This window comes from Mycobacterium dioxanotrophicus, assembly GCF_002157835.1.
Lineage (GTDB): Bacteria > Actinomycetota > Actinomycetes > Mycobacteriales > Mycobacteriaceae > Mycobacterium > Mycobacterium dioxanotrophicus.
The window spans coordinates 132,821-148,568 of record NZ_CP020809.1; the positions used below are offsets into that span (position 1 = coordinate 132,821).

Below are 15,748 nucleotides of genomic sequence, written 5' to 3' on the forward strand. Positions count from 1 at the left end.
GCGCTGGCCGGGAGACGGGTCCTTGACCCCGTCTTGTGGTCCGCGCAGATGGGGCGGCCCGGACGCGGGCACCGAGGACATTGCCGGTCGAGATGCTCGTCCAGGCGTGCGAATCACAGTCTGTGTCTGGCCGACCCGAGCCGCCTGAAACGCAAGAGCTCAGCAAGAGCATTGGCTGAATTGCCGTGGGAATCTATGGCGTTCGCGGCCGGATCGTCTCTAGCCCAGGAGGTTTCCCGGGCGCTGGGCCCGATGACCGTCTACATGTGGCGTCTTGCCGGGGTTCAATTGATCGCCTATAGCGGCGGCCACACGCAGCGACGGCTGGCAGCGATGTGTCCCACCCCTCTCCCGCAAGGCGGGCCGAAGTGCGGGCGCACATCACCTGGCTGAACCGATCCTTCTCGATGACGACCGAACGGTTACGACGCCTTCGCCGAAGTCGGGTACGCCTGGGGCTGCCCGCAATGTTCGTGGGCTCGCTGAATGAGATCGTGCACAAACGGAGTGAGCAGCTCGGCGATCTTCACACCGTGGTCCTCTGCGTACTTGGTCAAGGCCAAGTGGTCTTCCTCGGTGACACGCTTGGCGATGTATTTCGACGACGCGCGGTTCTCGCGATGCCGCCAGTCGCCGCGACGACGAGCCGCCTTCGTCTCTGCGGTCGTGTCCGCCATAGTCGCTCCGTTCACCTCATGATCGTGGTTGACTGGTCCTGGTTCCCTGAACTGGCATTACACGATTTAGATAACAGGATATCAGTAACAAGTATCCCGTAACGGAAATGCTGTAATAGCATCTCAGTCGTGTCGTATGCGCAATCGGCGAGAGTCCAAGAACTCTCATCGGTGGTATTCGGCCAGAAGCATCGCCTCGCGGTGATGGCTGCGATCGCCCAGAGCGACGGGTTGGTGAATCCCACCGATTTGGCCGCCGACCTCGGATTCCGCGCACAGAGCGCCATTCAGCAACCGCTCAAAGACCTCACGACTGCCGGGCTCATCACTCGGGAGGACGGCATGGGGCGAGTGCACTACCGACGCAATCAGCACGCGATATGGGAGGCCGTGATCGAGCTCCTCGCTCAGGCCCTCACCCACGACGTTGCCCTCGAGAGCCGACCTTAGGGTTCGCTTCGAGTATCGTCCCAGGGCCCGTACAGTGGCGCCGCCAAGCGACTGCAGGCGGCACGTGTCCGTTCTCATTTGATCTGACACAGGACCAGTGAGCTGAACTGCGGTGTATCAGATCGGATGAGAATTCCACTTGACCAGCTTTATCAGCCGATCTGATGCACGACCGAATTCGTCTGCGACGCTCGCCGCGACCGGGAGCAGCTCCGAGAATGGCTGTCACGAATGCGCCCCTTTCGCTAAATCGGCTTCGATGGTTATCATCGTTGTGTGACGATGAATAAGCGGGACACCTGCCTGGCCGGCAACACGTCCGACCTCGATGCCGCGGTGGCACTGTTCCACAGTCTCTCCGATGCGACGCGGTTGACGATCGTGCGCCGCCTGGCTGACGGGAGGCGCGAGTTGTCGATCTGATCGGTGAGCTGGGGTTGGCGCAATCCACCGTCTCCGCGCACGTGGCGTGCCTGCGGGACTGTGGGCTGGTCACCGGCCGCCCAGAAGGCCGTCAGGTGTTCTATTCCTTGTCTCGCCCCGAGCTGCTGGACGTGCTCGCTGCGGCGGAAACGCTGCTGGCGGCCACCGGCAACGCGGTGGCGTTGTGTCCCACCTATGGAACCGGCGCCCGGGGTGCGGCGATCGACACCGAGGAGACGCGGCAATGAGCGATGCCTGTGGCTGCGGCAGCGACGAACCCCGCAGCGCCGAGGAGCAGGAGCGTGAACCCGAACGGCTCTGGCAGATCACAGAATTGCAGTTCGCCGCGCTCTCCGGGGTACTGCTGCTGGCGGCGTTGATCGCCAACCTGGTCGGCGCCGCCGACCCGGTGGTGCTCACGTTGGAGGCAGCGGCGCTGCTGGCCGGCGCCTATACCTTCGTGCCGTCCACCCTGGGGCGGCTGGCCAAGGGCAAGATCGGGGTCGGCACGCTGATGACCATCGCCGCCGTGGGCGCGGTGCTGCTCGGCGAGGTCGGTGAGGCCGCGATGCTGGCGTTCCTGTTCTCCATCAGCGAAGGCCTGGAGGAATACTCGCTGGCCCGCACCCGCCGCGGACTGCGCGCACTACTGTCGCTGGTGCCCGATGAGGCCACCGTTCGCCGCGACGGCACCGAAACAACCATCGCGCCAACAGAATTGCGCATCGGTGACCTCATGGTCGTCAAACCCGGAGAACGAGTCGCCACTGACGGCATCATCACCCGGGCCGCACCGCCCTGGACCTCTCGGCCATCACCGGCGAATCAGTGCCCGTTGAAGCCGGCCCCGGTGATGAGGTGTTCGCCGGGTCGATCAACGGAGCCGGCGCCCTCGAAGTAGAAGTCAGCACCACCGCCGAGGACAATTCCCTGGCCCGCATCGTGCGCATCGTGGAAGCCGAGCAGTCCCGCAAGGGCGCCGCCCAACGTTTGGCTGACCGCATCGCCAAACCCCTGGTCCCCGCCGTGATGATCGCCGCCGCCCTGATCGCCGTCGCGGGGAGCCTGCTCGGTGACCCCGCCACCTGGATCGAACGCGCTCTGGTGGTGCTGGTCGCCGCCTCGCCCTGTGCTCTGGCGATTTCGGTACCGGTCACGGTCGTCGCCGCCATCGGCGCCGCCAGCAAGCTGGGCGCCCTGGTCAAAGGTGGCGCCGCGCTGGAAGCGCTGGGCAGGATCCGTGGGGTCGCCCTGGATAAGACCGGTACCCTCACCGCCAACCGGCCCACCGTCATCGAGGTGGCCACCACCCCCGACGTCACCCCCGAGCACGTCCTGGACCTCGCGGCCGCCGTAGAGGCCCGCAGTGAACACCCCCTGGCCGCGGCGATCCTGGCCGCCGCCGGCACCGTCACCCCCGCCGCCGACGTCGAGGCAGTCACCGGCGCCGGACTCACCGGCCACCGCGACGGGCACCGCATCCGGCTGGGCCGCCCCGGCTGGCTCGACCGAGGTCCGCTCACCGCCGAGGTCACCCGGATGCAGCAGGCCGGAGCCACCGCCGTCCTGGTCGAAGACAACGGACAGGTGATCGGTGCCATCGCCGTGCGTGACGAATTGCGGCCCGAGGCAACCGAAGTCATCACCCAGCTGCGCCGCGACGGCTACCAGGTGGCGATGCTCACCGGCGACAACCACGCCACCGCGGCCGCCCTGGCCCGCGAAGTCGGCATCGACACCGTGCACGCCGATCTGCGCCCCGAAGACAAAGCCCGACTGATCGAACAGCTCCGCACCCAGCGCCCCACCGCGATGGTCGGCGATGGCGTCAACGACGCCCCCGCACTGGCTACCGCCGACCTCGGCATCGCGATGGGCGCCATGGGCACCGACGTCGCCATCGAAACCGCCGACGTCGCACTCATGGGTGAAGACCTACGCCACCTGCCACAAACATTCACCCATGCCCGCCGCGCCCGACGGATCATGCTGCAAAACGTCGGCCTATCCCTCGGACTGATCATTGTGCTGATGCCGCTGGCTTTGTTCGGGGTGCTCGGGTTGGCCGCCGTCGTGCTCGTCCATGAACTCGCCGAAATCGTGGTCATCGCCAACGGTGTGCGCGCCGGCCGCACCACAGCACTGACCGCACTCACCGCACAGCGGTCAACCAACCTAGCCACCGCGACCGCAGTGGGTGCCCCGTCGTGACCACCGATGGCACACACCATGATCCTGTCGTCGGTTCTGCCCGCGATCGGGCTGTTCATCGTCACCAACATCGACGACATCATCGTGCTTTCACTGTTCTTCGCCCGCGGCGCAGGACAACGCGGGACCACCTCCCGGATCACCGCCGGCCAATACCTGGGATTCGCTGGAATTCTCGGCGCCGCCGTCCTCGTGACCCTAGGTGCGGGCGCATTCCTGCCGCCCGACGTCATCCCGTTCTTCGGACTCATCCCCCTCGCCCTGGGACTGAAGGCGGCTTGGCAAGCCTGGCGCGGAAACGGTGACGATGATGGTGACGCGAAGGTTGCGGGCAAGACCGTCAGCGTCTGGGCGGTCGCTGGCGTGACCTTCGCCAACGGCGGCGACAACGTCGGCGTCTACGTCCCGGTCTTCCTCAGCGTCGGACACGCAGCCGTCGTGGCCTACTGCGTCGTCTTCCTTCTTCTCGTCGGGGTGCTGGTGGTCATCGCCAGATATGTTGCCACCCGCCGCCCGATCGCGGAGATCCTCGAACGATGGGAACACATCCTGTTCCCGATTGTTCTGATCGGACTGGGTATTGTCATCCTGATCGGCGGCCTAGCTTTCTAGCTCGTCTAGTATTTCCATCTACGTATGCCTCACGGTCGGCTGGCAATGGGTTTTCCTACGAATATGGTTGCAAGATAAAGACTTTTGCATCAGGTATGAACGATCATTGATTTATCGCGGGACTTCCGGATGATCTGCTGGTTGTTCAGCCAGCCGTCGAGGGCCGCGGTGGTCGCCGTCTCATCCTCGGCGCCGAACACTGCGTTCGCGGCTGCCAAGAGAGCTACGCGGGCGACACTGGGATCGCCGGTGCGGTTCAACAATGCTGGCCGCTGGTCAATGATGACTGCGGCCATCCGGACTGTTTCGACGTAGGTGGCGATGTGCAGGTTGACCGTTGAGATGCTGGCCCATCGCCCCCGTAATGCGATACCGGTGGCCGCGCTATCACCGAGACCGTCATCCCGTCGGAATCGGCGCTGCCGCAGCACTATACGTGATGCGTCGTTGATCGCTAGCTCAACGATGTCGGGGGCATTGCGCTTGGCCAGGGCATGATGTGCCCTGGCAGATCGGGCAACAGCTGGATGGTGTTTCAGTGACATCTGATCGTCCCATCGCTGGGCGGAGGGGCCAATCCAGCGGCCGTGGCGATGACAGACGGTGAGGTGGTCGGGCAACCAGCAATGGACCGGCTGGGGCACCCCTCGCCGTGCTGTGCAGTACCGGCAAATCGGGCGGGCACGTGCCCGCTGGCGGGTGAGATCACGTTCATCAGCGGTCAGGCCCCGCAGTCGGGCGCAGAGGACATGTCGTGGGTAGCCGCTGAGGCGGGCGAGGCGCTCAGGGTCGACGTAATGGCTCTCGCGTGCGGCGTAGTCGCGCAGGCTTTGGGGTGGGATTCTGTTGGCGTGGGCGAGTCGGGTGGTGAAGGAGTACACGGTCTCATCGCGAAATGCGGTGACTGACTGCGGAAGTGGTCGTGGTGGGAGTCGGGGCCAGTCGGTGATCACTGCTATCCGGCGCTGCGTTGGGCTGAGGCCTGAGCCGCGTAGTCGATGAGGACGCTGTCCAAGCCCTCGCGGTCGATGTGTTCGGTGTGGTCCAGCATTGCCCGGATGGCTGCCGAGCGGATGAGGTGGGCGAGGCTTCCGATCATTCCGCCGGTGCGCTGGTGCAGGTGTTTCGTCTGGCGCACGAGCGTGCCCGGCTCGTGTCGGTGCAGTCGCAGGGTTCCCTCCATCGCGGCGACCAGAGCCGCCACTCCTGCCCATACGGGAAGGCCGCTGTGTTGATGACACCGCAGCGCCCGGCAAGCTGGCGGCCGCGAGTACCGGTAAACACTCCGGAGCGTTCGACGTCAATGCCGGCGTAGACGAAGGTCGCGGGCAGGTGTTCGGTGAAGTACTTGAGGTGATCGGAAAGTTCTTCTCCGGCACGGGTATCGAGATTGAGGTTATGGATCTCGTCGACGACCACTATGTCGGTACGCGCATCGATGAGCACTTGGCACACCGCGTCGGCGATATCGGTGACGTTCATCCGTCGTACCGGTGGAAGCCCGAGGAAGCGGGCGAATTCCATTGCGAGCTTGCGTGCTGAGCCCTTCGGTGGAGCGGTCACGTAGACGACAGGGATGCGGGTTTTGTCCGAGTAACGGGTGCGGATCCGAAGTTCGTGGAACCGGCCGAGTTGTTTGATGGCCGTGGTCTTTCCGGTGGCTGCGCCACCGGAGACGATCAGCCCTCGCCGGGCGCCGATCTCGCGTTGATTCAGCAAAGTGAGCAGCTGACCCTCGTTGGTGATCTTCTGGATCGCCGAGGTGGTCACCACGACGAGCTCGGAATGGTGGGCCACCCTGGCCTCGTTGTAGGCGATCCGATCAGCATCGTCGAGATCGGACCAGTCTTGGTCGGGCAGCAAGGTGAATTCAGGCCGGTCAGCGTCAATGAACCGTCGCCACCCTTCCAGGGTTGTCGTCGGCTGCCGGCGCTCCTCGAGTTGACTGATCGGACTCACCAATGCCACTGCTCGGCCTCCTTACGTGCGTCGAACACCGGCAACGGGATGACATCAGCAAGATCGTCATCGTCGGAGTTCGCTGGCCTGTCGGTGCTCACCTCAGACGGTTCCTGGTTCTGGTTGGTGCCCTCGACACTGGGGTGTGGCCAGGACGGCTCGGGGATGGATCGGGCCCTGGCGGCTGCGCGTCGAGCTGCTGGCGGGTCCTGCTGGGTGTCGGGGCCGCGTTCGGCACGGTCCAGCAGGGCGTCGGCCGCCGCCGCGATCTCGGCTTCGGTCACCGGATCTGCGCCCCTTTCGGCGACGATCGCTTGGGCCTGTTTCCACACGGTGTCCCCGAACGGCACTGCAGCGGTGCGCATGTGGGTCCAGGTCGCGGTGATCCAACCGTCGTCGTGGTGATTGCGAACCCAAATCTGAGAGACGTCATAGGGGTCGTAATGAACCTCCCACCGGCCGTTGCGGGAACGAACCCCAGAGTCGACTCGCCGGTACGGGTTCAATGCCCGGGCATCGTAGGTCCGGTGATTGACCCGGATACCCGCTGAGCCGATGGTGCGCCACGTCGCGGGCAACAACTCGATGTAAGCATCAGCGCTCAGAGGCACCGGGACGTAACCAGCGACTTCGACCAGGGCCGCGAACTTCTCGTTCGGCGTCAGCGCTTTGCCCGGGTCACCGGGTCACGTAGTCCGTCGTGGGACGGTTCTGCCACACCGCGACGAGCCACTCATCGAGCAACGCCTGCAGTTCCACCAGCGACCACACTGCGTCCTGGTCGGCGTTCTTGCCGCGACGTTCCACGCTGGAACCGACATACCCGGCGACATACTGGGCGAACAATGTACCCACCGACTGCAGGGTGCGTTCCACCTTCGGTTTGTCGGTGGGCTGATCCGGATGAGCGGGTTGCAGGTTGATGCCCAGTGAGCAGCACGCCTGCTCAAATGTCTTGGAGAGAAACGCTTTCCCGTGATCACAGACGATGGTCTCGGGAGCGATCACCGGGCGAGCCGCGGCATCGGCGAGCCGTTGATCGATATCGGTCAAACGCCGATGCGGCAACACCGAGCGTGACAACCGCAACGCATCGGACCAACCCGGGCGCATCGGCTCTGGGGTCAGCGCCTTGGCCAACAGCAGCGCGGCATCGACGGCCTTGGTGGTGGGCCGCAGAACTGCCGCCGGGATCGAGCGGGTGACGTTGTCGACCATGGCGGTCAGCTCCACCCGATCGACTACACCGTCGTCAAGGACCACCCGCACGTCCAGCGGGGTGGAGTCGATTTCCACCATTTCACCGGGACGGGCCGCGGTTACCGTGCCGAAGGGGCCGTCGGGTTGCTTGGCCAATGACCTGCGAGTACGGGCGGAACCGAAGGTGTGTTTGCCTTCCTCCAGGCGTTTGACGAGCCGGTAGAAGGTCGCCTGTGACGGGCCTTCGGGCGTCGTCGGGACCGTATTCGGCCAACAGCGCCTTCTCCAGCTTGCGCTGAAGTCTGCTCACCGTGCCGGTTGATAGCTCAGTTTCGTTGTCGATCAGACGCCGGACCACGGCAACGACACGCTCATCGACACGGCCCAACACTGGACGTTTGGCGAGATAGCGGCCGTCCACCAATCCCAGAAGACCTTTGGCCTCGTAGCGAGATCGCTGACGCTGCAGGGTGATCAACGCCAGATCGTGACCGGCTGCTCGAAGCTCCTCAAGCTTGGTCAGCTCCCTCTGGCGAAGGGATCGGACCGCCGGATCGAACTCTGGCCGGATTGGCTGCCCAGGCGGACTTTCGGGTCGGCGCCCGGTCAATACCTCAACGATGTGCTGCTCCCACCATCGTGCGCGATCAGCGACCTCCTCGGGGACACCTTCGAGCGCCTCAACAGACCACAGCACCGGTCGTGACCCCGCCAGAACCTCCAGAGTCGAATCGGCCAATACCATCGACAGGGGAACGGTTGTGCGTTCACCAACAGCGTCGACAAGCCGTACCGATCCTCCGGCCAGACTTGCGACCGTGAAAACCCGTGAACCTAGACGGATTTCATCGCCTTCACGGATCACACCGCCTCGAAGCGAACTCATAACGCTGCCGCGCTCACTGCCGTCCGATCGTCGAGGACCGTCCGGACAGATCGACCACCAAGCGTCGATGCCAGAGCAGATGGAACAGCACAGGCAGCACCACCAGCGGGTCGCCCACCGCCGTCGCGCCCTCCAGAAGGGGCTGCTCGCGGGCGAAACAGCTCAACAGTTCTGCCGCCACGCCAGGTCGCAACGCTCTCGGATGCCGGTACCCAGACAGCCACCGCAGGTTCGCCGCCAGCACAGGGTCCAATACACCGACGCGCCGGTACTGCCAGCCGGCCGCAATGCACACGACCTCCGAGCGGGCGAACAACTCCGCATCAGACTCAGGAATCCGGTCATCGGGACGAACATCGACGATCACGACCGTGCCGTCGGATCTGCGAGCGTAGTAGTCGGGCACATGATGACGGCCATCGGGCCATCGCAGCCGAAAAGGTTGGGAGGCAACGCCAACGGTTTCAGGATTAGCATCCAATGCCATCAGCTGATCCCGCTCAACCCACGATTCATAACCGATGTGCCGGCGCGTCGTCGCGAACCACCACAGCCCAGGAAAATTCCGTTGCCCACGAAACGACGGAAACGACCGCACCGGCTCGCAATCGACATCGAACCGGATCCCATGAGCCAACTCCAATGGAAGACGGGAAGTCCCATCCACGTCGGCTACCTCAAACACCGCATCGCACCGGCCCGCGGCAACAGCATCACCGGCCAGCATCGACATGCCCAGAACGGTACCGGCTGTATCAGATCAAATGAGAAAGGCGCGCCGATGTGTCACATCAAATGAGAATGCTTCAGATCGGATGAGAACTGACAGCACGGTCGCGGCCGGCCGGGAGGTTGTGCCTGCTGAACGTTGAATCGTCACAGTGACGAAACAGAGACGCGGGACGGCAAGGGGAATGCGCCCGGGTGCGTCGAACGAGTCCATCACCTGCGCCGACTCCCCGCCTGCGCAGAGCGCGCAGACCATGAGGCGAATCGCGAAAATTATTGCCCCTTAGCGGGATTGACGCCTTGGTGCCCTCGCCGCGAGACGAGTGATCGATCGCTGGTAGCCTAGTTTTCCGCGGAAAACTGACCTTGCCTCGCCGGTCATTCGACTCGCGGCACTGCGGTCAATCCCGCCGTTCGATGTCGCCCGCCGGTCGCACACTCATGCGTCGCGACTACCTGTCACCGCAGACTCCCCTAGCGCTTGCCTAGTCGTGCGCGGACCTACCCCAGACCGCCGGACGCTCGACCGAGCGCCACCCCAGAGCGGGCCTGGGGCTAAACGGTCCACCGTTCTCCGCGGAAAGTCAACGGCTACTTGAGAATCTTCCTGAGGTGGCTCATTAGTGTTCGGGTGCCGGACTCCCCGAGCTGGTCGTGTAACGCCGCAGCCAGCGCACCCGGCTCGTCGTGGAAGTTTCGGACGGCCCGAGTAAGCGAGCGCATGGGCGGAGCGCCCGTGTCACGACCGGCTTTCTCGCCAGCGATGTCGTCCGCCGATTCCGCACCAGCTTCGGCCTCCCCCGCACCACCGCCTGACCCCTTGCGGCCGGCGTTCCACCGGATCACCTGTTGTTCGAGAGGTACTTGCGCCAAGGTCCTCGCTTCGCGGATCGCGAGATCCCCCCGGCGAAGGGCCTGCTGCAAGTCGGGTGCGAGTTTGAGTAGCCCAAGCCGCTGGCTGACCCACGTTTTGCTCTTGCGAAGATGATCCGCCGCCTGGTCGGCTCGGCCGAATTCCTGAACCAGGCTGGCTACCGCCTTGGCTTCCTCGATGACGTCGAAGCCTGAACGATCAACGTTCTCGGCGATGATCGCGCTCAGAAGAGTGCCGCGATCGACAGCCAGCTCGTCCTTGACGACGATGTCAAGGGTGGTCCTGCCAAACTTGTGCGCCGCTGCAAGGCGCCGGTTGCCGAGAATCACCACCCAACGGGCGGTCAGCGCTGCGTCGGGGTACAGGCTCAAGAACGCCTGTCGTGTCACGGCCACGACCGGTTGGAGCTGAAACTCGGCGATCGAGGCCAACTCCGCCAAATCGCCGACCGAGTCCCGCGGGTTATGGGGGTTGCCCACCAAATCCCGCAGCGGAACCGACCGCGACAATGAAGACCGCGAAGGAGCCATCGACGACTGTGCGGTTCCATCCACGGAGGAGTCATCTCCGACGGCGTCGACTAGCGATTCGAAGGACTTCACACCACCACGCGCCATCATCGAGCTCCGATCAAGCCGACCGGGCGCGTGGCCGGCGCCGTGTCGAGCTCATTAGCCAGGTTGCGATAGTCCTGTGCTGCCAGTTGAGACACCTTGTCATGGGGGTACTGAGTGACGACAAGGCCCTCGCTGCTGGCATTGGTATGAATCATGTAGTGCCTGACGGCGGTCTCTGCGAGCGGGTAACCACGCCTGTGAACGAACCGCTGGGTCTCCTCCAGCCATTTCCGGCCGTCCCGCGCGTGCCAGTCATTGATGAAAACGCGGTAGGGCAGGCCGCGCGGCTCCAAGATCTTTCGGATCGTGCGTGCAGTGGGGTCGAAACACATTGGCTGGGTCAACATGGGCACCAACACCTCGTCGGTCACATCCAGGACGACCCGCAGCGCCTCGGCTGAGTAGCCGTCTCCGAGGCCGTCCCCGGAAGAGTCGGGATCGAGGTCGAACCAACCGGGGGTGTCGACATACACCTCCTCGATTCCGGGCAGGTTGTTGAGCTGAGCGAGCCAGTCCAGGGGATCGTCGTGTGCCTGGATGAGATGGAACGGCAGCTCATCAACTCGGTTACCCCACCACAAGGCGGAACCTTGGGGATCGATGGAGACCGCCGCAACGGGGGAGGAGGCTCCGGGATCGTCTTGTGCGGCGAGCTTCTCGGCGCGAACAGCGGCGAGGTTGACGGTGCCGGTGCTCTTTCCGACCCCGCCCTTTTGGTTGAGGAGAGTGACAACTTTAGTCATGGCGCGAAGTGTCCTTGGCATGGTTCGGTCGAGGTGCGACCTTCGTGTAGGGAGGTATCTTAAGATACTTCGACGAGACGCGATCCGCGCCAGAGACACGCTGAAATTCGGGTTGAATTCGTGTTCGCAATTGCACCGAGGGTCGACGCTGCCCCACCCTTGGTGCAACCCAGTTTTCCGCGGAAAACTGACGGCCCGAGCAATGTCGATTGGCATGCCCCGAGCCGGAAGGTGGCGAAGCCAAGGGCGTAGTGGTCGAGTTTTCCGCGGAAAACCTGCTTGCGCGACCCGGTGCTCGGCCACGCCTCGTAACGAACTGGCGGGGCCGCAGTCGCGCCAGGAAACCTTCTGACCAGCGGGTATGCGACGCAAGCAGTCCAATTTTCCGCGGAAAACTGAACATGCAACACGCTTGGGCTCCATAACGTTTCACTGAGCGTGGTCACCGCTGTTACCGCTGTCGCCGCCTGACGCCTGCAGTCGGCCTGGATCGCCGGGCCGCCCGCGCCGGGCGGCTGTGGACGTTAACGCTTGTTCGAGCCAGGGTAGCGGGGCATGCAGGCCGAGCAGGTGTTGCAGTGGCTAGAGCAGAACCCCGATGAAGCTCTCGGGGCGAGACCGCAACGCGCCGGCTGCCATAAGGACTCGGACCCTGCGGTCTTGCCGGACTAACGACCCTCGTATTCACCGAGCACAACCATCAAACTGCAAAGCGGCTGGGCTAACGCGCAATCAACTTAACGGGCCCGGACCTCACTCCGTTACCTGATAAGCCGTACATGAGGGATCCGATGGACTGGTTCGACCGACGCATCCTGACGTTCATTCTGCTGTGGGCGCCGTTTGGCGAACCCCCCGACGACGAAGTGTTCGAGCAGTTCGGACTCCGCAAGGACCTCCTAATGAAACGCTTCGCAGAGATCGCGAGCCGCGAATGTCTCGCAACGGCGGTCAGCGATGACGATCACGTCCTCATCGGGCGAGCGCGAAGACTGCTACTTGAAAGTCTCGTCGTGCGACCGTGGGCAGCACACCCGGGCCCGCAGCGGCATTGCAGCGAGACCGACCCAGCGCGATCACATAGGCGCCCCTAGGTTCACCAATTCAGTACTCACGGTAAGGAAGGAGAATGTCTACACTCACCCTGCACGATGCCCAGAACGTCATGGCCGCCGCCGCAAAGCGCGCCGATGAGGTGGGCCAGCCGGTCAACATCGCCGTCGTCGACGCCGGCGGCAACCTCAGGGCTCACATTCGACAGGACGGTGCCTGGATCGGCAGCGTCGACATCGCGATCAAGAAAGCCTGGACCTCCCGCGCCTTCGATATCCAGACCAGGGATCTCGGCGAAAACGCTCAACCGACTCAGCAGTTCTACGGAATCCACGGCACCAACGACGGGAAGGTCATCATCTTCGCTGGCGGTGTTCCGCTCAGGCGCGGTGACGCAGTCATCGGTGGCTTAGGTGTCAGCGGAGGCTCGGGCGAGCAGAATCAAACAATTGCGGAGGCCGGCCTGGCGGTTCTTCAGGAATTTGCTTGACTAGACCTGGCTTTGGGTCGTGGCGCAGGAGGCTCAACACTCGAAGGCCGGTCTGACGGTGGCATTCGTTGACCAAGCTCGCCTACCTGCGTGGACCTGTCCTCGGCTGGTGATCGATCTCCTTAAGGACCGGCGATCTTCCATTTCATTACTTGAGCCACGAACATTGGCGCAGTCGCTGTTACATTGAGTTCGGCTGATGCAAAGCGAGCCGAGGGAACATCCTTCGGCATTGGCGCGTTCGACCGCGCGTAGTTCAGCGGCATCGAAAGTGGTTGAGCGTCCTAGGTTCTCGATATTGTGGGTGATGACGTTCTCGGGTGCCGCGGCGTAGTCGGTGCGGAACAGGATGTTCTGGTAGCCGGTGACCTTGCAGTGTCGGCAGCAGTGTGTTGGGCGCGACGGCCAGGGCGGTTTCGTAGTGCGGGTTGCGCTGGACCGTGGCCACGTGGTCGACGTCGCCGGGGCCCTGCCCAGGCCGAGGTGTTCGGCGATGCGCCAGCCCAGCGTCGGCAGCACACCCCCGCAGTGCGCCAGAATCAGGATGAGACCAGGGATGGCGCTAAAACACTCCGGTGAGGATGGCGTTGGTGATGTTGCGACCGGTGTCCATCGGAAACTCCACGATGGATCCGACCCGCCCGAAGTTCAGCTCCGCGGCCTCCCGGCATTCAGTGGGGTGGACGAACACCGGAACCTCGCGTCGCGCCAGCTCGGCGAGCACGGGTTCGAGGTAGGGCTGCCCGAAGTAGTGGCCGCCGACGTTGGAGGTCAGCACGATCCCGTCGAAGTGCAAAACGTCGAGGTCGGGGGAGGGGGCGCGCAGGTCCGGCGGCAGGTGGAACCCGCCCGCTTGTTCTCGGATCTATCTGTCCGATTCCGCGCACGCACGCATGCGTGGTGGAAGTCGAACGGGCCGCGCACGCGGCGTCGACGACCCCGAGAAAATGCTCGAAGCCCAGTACCGGCTGCACATCATCGATGCCACCGACCTCGCGGTCGTGGACCTCACCACTGCCGAGGCCCGCGACGCGGTGGGGCTTGACGACGACGACATCGTTGACGACGACTGATCGGCCTGCCAAGCGGTGGGTCACGCCGCCTGGTTTCTGCACGTGCAGGGCGTCCTCGTACCGGCGGCCGGCGGAGTCGGGCTGGTCATCACCGCCTACGAACAGCGCACCCGTCCTGGGCAGCTCAGGTCAGCCGCAGCGAGGATCTGACACCCGCTTGGTACCGAGAACTCCGGCACTCGTGAGAGGACCTCAGGAAGGACGCCGTGCCGCCCGCTCAAAACGCGACGAATTCGTCGCCGCCTTTGTCGAGCGTGTGACCCGGAGCGGCCGCCGTCTTTCATGGATAATGACAATTATCCCTGATTATCGGCGTGAGCGATCGGGCGGGGGAGTGGCGAAACCTTGCGCTTGGACGCCAAAACCAGTGCGGGCGCCGTCGGAGTTGGCAGGATGGAGCGCCGGGGTCAGGCTTGTTACCAGCTGCGACGCATCGCCGATTATTGCGTCAGCAACCTAGCCGCCTGCTATCCGGCGCGACGGTTGCTCTGCTCACGAATGGCATCGGTCACGATCGTCAGCGACCGAAAACTTGCCTCGGGGAGTCTCTCTTTGATGTTCGACTTGGCCAGGACTTCGTTGGCCGAGCGGGCGGCGTCGGCAGCCCGTTCAGCTAGGCGCGCAACGTGATTGAGCCGCCAGCTTGCGTCGGGCATCTGACTGAGTTCGTCGAGTTCACGTGCGCGTGATCGCACGGCATGTTGGCGCCAGTTGGTGGTCATGCTGGATGCCCCGTCAGGACAGCAGATGGGGTCCGTGCAAGTGATGGTTCCCTGAAGTTGGCCGTTGCCGAGCAGAGCATTCGCTGCCCGACCGGATACGCTGCGACCGAAGCGGCCGAGGTAAATGTGCCGTGGCATCTTCGGTTCGTTCTTTTTCTCGGATGGCGGCTTCGGCCGCCGGGTACGGGAATGCTGGGCGAAGTCGCACCGCTCATCGATGCCTGGCCCGGTCTGATATCCCACCGCGCCGGCGGCGACGGCTGCGAGACCGTATTGGCCTTGCCGCCAGGCGATGACCGGAGCCGCTGCCCCTAAGTGTCGTACGGTAGCCAAGTACGCGCCGAGTCTGTCTTCGGTATCACCGTTCTGCCCGCGGCTCGACGACAGGGCTACCGGCACGTACCGCACGTTCAATTTGGACAGGCTTCGGAGGAACAGATCGACGCCGGTTTCCCAGAACCGTCGAGCGCCGAAACTCTTCAAGCTGCCGACGAAGATCGGTGCGACCGGGAGGCTGATGCGCTCCCCGGCGAGGTAGTCCGCGGTTTTTCTGTTGGCCGCGAGCTGGACCTGAAACCAAGGATCGGTGGGGATTTCGCGTAGAAGTACGGGGGAACCAGGATTGATGCGCCATGGTCGAGTTGGAAGGCAAGTGTTTCCTGCACCAGCGTGGCCAGAACGGAATCTTCGCGGAAGCGCTCCGGTGAATATGGATCAGGATCGGCGAAATTGAGTGCGGCCCAGCCCTTGTCGGGGACTTGCTCGTCCTGAAACAAGTGCGTGAGCGGGTCAACGATGAGCGGCAGGCCGGCGGCCTCTGCGGCCTGCCGTAGTGCTGGCTGCGCAGCAGCTGTCGGGGCGTCGATTACGAGACCGCGCATGGGCACGCTGCGCCCACCAAAGGGCACGCCCGCGGTGGCCGGTGCCAGCAGTTCATCGACAACGAGGTTGTCTGACCGGCCGGCGCGCAAGAACAGGTCCATCAGCGCCCTCCCATCTCGTAGTTCCCAGTTGATGTACATCTCTGGA

General features: G+C 63.9%; 12 protein-coding genes and 5 pseudogenes. 6 read left to right on the forward strand and 11 right to left on the reverse strand.

Translation table 11 applies throughout. From position 1 onward, the window contains the following. Positions 1-422: 422 nt before the first annotated feature. Positions 423-677 carry a hypothetical protein gene (locus tag BTO20_RS00610; protein ID WP_087072500.1) on the reverse strand — a complete coding sequence of 85 codons (255 nt, stop codon included), beginning with the start codon at positions 675-677 and terminating at the stop codon, positions 423-425. A gap of 129 nt (positions 678-806) precedes the next feature. Between BTO20_RS00610 and BTO20_RS00615 the strand changes: the two genes are divergently transcribed. The 4 genes and pseudogenes from BTO20_RS00615 (at position 807) to BTO20_RS00630 (ending at position 4,373) form a co-directional block, all read left to right on the forward strand. Beyond that, positions 807-1,127, forward strand: coding sequence for a helix-turn-helix domain-containing protein (locus BTO20_RS00615; RefSeq protein ID WP_232490994.1), 321 nt, complete (start codon positions 807-809; stop codon positions 1,125-1,127). A gap of 276 nt (positions 1,128-1,403) precedes the next feature. Further along, positions 1,404-1,798, forward strand: a pseudogene (locus BTO20_RS00620) (ArsR/SmtB family transcription factor). Beyond that, positions 1,795-3,761, forward strand: a pseudogene (locus BTO20_RS00625) (heavy metal translocating P-type ATPase). The pseudogenes BTO20_RS00620 and BTO20_RS00625 overlap by 4 nt, the downstream one beginning before the upstream one ends. 18 nt (positions 3,762-3,779) lie before the next feature. Then, complete coding sequence (locus BTO20_RS00630) at positions 3,780-4,373, forward strand: cadmium resistance transporter (RefSeq protein ID WP_011894055.1); 594 nt, start codon at positions 3,780-3,782, stop codon at positions 4,371-4,373. An 89-nt stretch (positions 4,374-4,462) separates the two neighbouring features. Here BTO20_RS00630 and BTO20_RS40155 read toward each other — a convergent pair whose 3' ends face one another. The 7 genes and pseudogenes from BTO20_RS40155 to BTO20_RS00660 form a co-directional block, all read right to left on the reverse strand. Then, on the reverse strand, positions 4,463-4,918 hold the full coding sequence (locus BTO20_RS40155; protein ID WP_232491329.1) for a hypothetical protein: 456 nt from the start codon (positions 4,916-4,918) through the stop codon (positions 4,463-4,465). 51 nt (positions 4,919-4,969) lie between these two features. Beyond that, a pseudogene (locus tag BTO20_RS40160) lies at positions 4,970-5,326 on the reverse strand (TniQ family protein); the annotation flags it as partial. Between the two features lie 2 nt (positions 5,327-5,328). Next, positions 5,329-6,341: pseudogene (locus BTO20_RS00640) on the reverse strand (TniB family NTP-binding protein). Beyond that, positions 6,329-8,277, reverse strand: a pseudogene (locus BTO20_RS00645) (Mu transposase C-terminal domain-containing protein). Before BTO20_RS00645 ends, BTO20_RS00640 begins: the two co-directional pseudogenes overlap by 13 nt. A gap of 154 nt (positions 8,278-8,431) precedes the next feature. After that, the gene (locus BTO20_RS00650) at positions 8,432-9,151 is read right to left on the reverse strand and encodes a TnsA-like heteromeric transposase endonuclease subunit (RefSeq protein WP_232490995.1); all 720 of its coding nucleotides are present in this window, start codon (positions 9,149-9,151) and stop codon (positions 8,432-8,434) included. Between the two features lie 587 nt (positions 9,152-9,738). After that, positions 9,739-10,638 (reverse strand): ParB/RepB/Spo0J family partition protein, encoded by a 900-nt coding sequence (locus tag BTO20_RS00655; RefSeq protein ID WP_087081402.1) that lies wholly within the window; start codon positions 10,636-10,638, stop codon positions 9,739-9,741. Further along, complete coding sequence (locus BTO20_RS00660; RefSeq protein ID WP_087072502.1) at positions 10,638-11,381, reverse strand: ParA family protein; 744 nt, start codon at positions 11,379-11,381, stop codon at positions 10,638-10,640. Before BTO20_RS00660 ends, BTO20_RS00655 begins: the two co-directional genes overlap by 1 nt. A 1,129-nt stretch (positions 11,382-12,510) precedes the next feature. On the opposite strand from BTO20_RS00660, the gene BTO20_RS00670 reads away from it, so the two are divergent. Beyond that, positions 12,511-12,924 carry a GlcG/HbpS family heme-binding protein gene (locus BTO20_RS00670; RefSeq protein ID WP_087072506.1) on the forward strand — a complete coding sequence of 138 codons (414 nt, stop codon included), beginning with the start codon at positions 12,511-12,513 and terminating at the stop codon, positions 12,922-12,924. Between the two features lie 562 nt (positions 12,925-13,486). Here BTO20_RS00670 and BTO20_RS00675 read toward each other — a convergent pair. Beyond that, positions 13,487-13,702, reverse strand: a complete 216-nt coding sequence (locus BTO20_RS00675; RefSeq protein WP_087072508.1) for a hypothetical protein — start codon at positions 13,700-13,702, stop codon at positions 13,487-13,489. Between BTO20_RS00675 and BTO20_RS41215 the strand changes: the two genes are divergently transcribed. Next, positions 13,689-13,997: an RES domain-containing protein gene (locus BTO20_RS41215; RefSeq protein WP_332460262.1), complete on the forward strand. Its 309-nt coding sequence runs from the start codon at positions 13,689-13,691 to the stop codon at positions 13,995-13,997. The genes BTO20_RS00675 and BTO20_RS41215 overlap by 14 nt on opposite strands. A 467-nt stretch (positions 13,998-14,464) precedes the next feature. Here BTO20_RS41215 and BTO20_RS00685 read toward each other — a convergent pair whose 3' ends face one another. Both BTO20_RS00685 and BTO20_RS00690 read right to left on the reverse strand, forming a co-directional pair. Then, positions 14,465-15,202, reverse strand: coding sequence for a hypothetical protein (locus BTO20_RS00685; protein ID WP_087072510.1), 738 nt, complete (start codon positions 15,200-15,202; stop codon positions 14,465-14,467). Further along, a complete protein-coding gene (locus BTO20_RS00690) occupies positions 15,199-15,702 on the reverse strand; it encodes a hypothetical protein (RefSeq protein WP_157680100.1) in 504 nt (167 codons plus the stop codon). Before BTO20_RS00690 ends, BTO20_RS00685 begins: the two co-directional genes overlap by 4 nt. Positions 15,703-15,748 lie beyond the last annotated feature (46 nt).

Bases quoted from the DNA above. Each gene is read 5' to 3' on its own strand.
- BTO20_RS00610 (WP_087072500.1), bottom strand. From the start codon at position 677: ATGGCGGACACGACCGCAGAGACGAAGGCGGCTCGTCGTCGCGGCGAC.
- BTO20_RS00630 (WP_011894055.1), top strand. From the start codon at position 3,780: ATGATCCTGTCGTCGGTTCTGCCCGCGATCGGGCTGTTCATCGTCACC.
- BTO20_RS40155 (WP_232491329.1), bottom strand. From the start codon at position 4,918: ATGTCACTGAAACACCATCCAGCTGTTGCCCGATCTGCCAGGGCACAT.
- BTO20_RS00650 (WP_232490995.1), bottom strand. From the start codon at position 9,151: ATGTCGATGCTGGCCGGTGATGCTGTTGCCGCGGGCCGGTGCGATGCG.
- BTO20_RS00655 (WP_087081402.1), bottom strand. From the start codon at position 10,638: ATGGCGCGTGGTGGTGTGAAGTCCTTCGAATCGCTAGTCGACGCCGTC.
- BTO20_RS00660 (WP_087072502.1), bottom strand. From the start codon at position 11,381: ATGACTAAAGTTGTCACTCTCCTCAACCAAAAGGGCGGGGTCGGAAAG.
- BTO20_RS00670 (WP_087072506.1), top strand. From the start codon at position 12,511: ATGTCTACACTCACCCTGCACGATGCCCAGAACGTCATGGCCGCCGCC.
- BTO20_RS00690 (WP_157680100.1), bottom strand. From the start codon at position 15,702: ATGGACCTGTTCTTGCGCGCCGGCCGGTCAGACAACCTCGTTGTCGAT.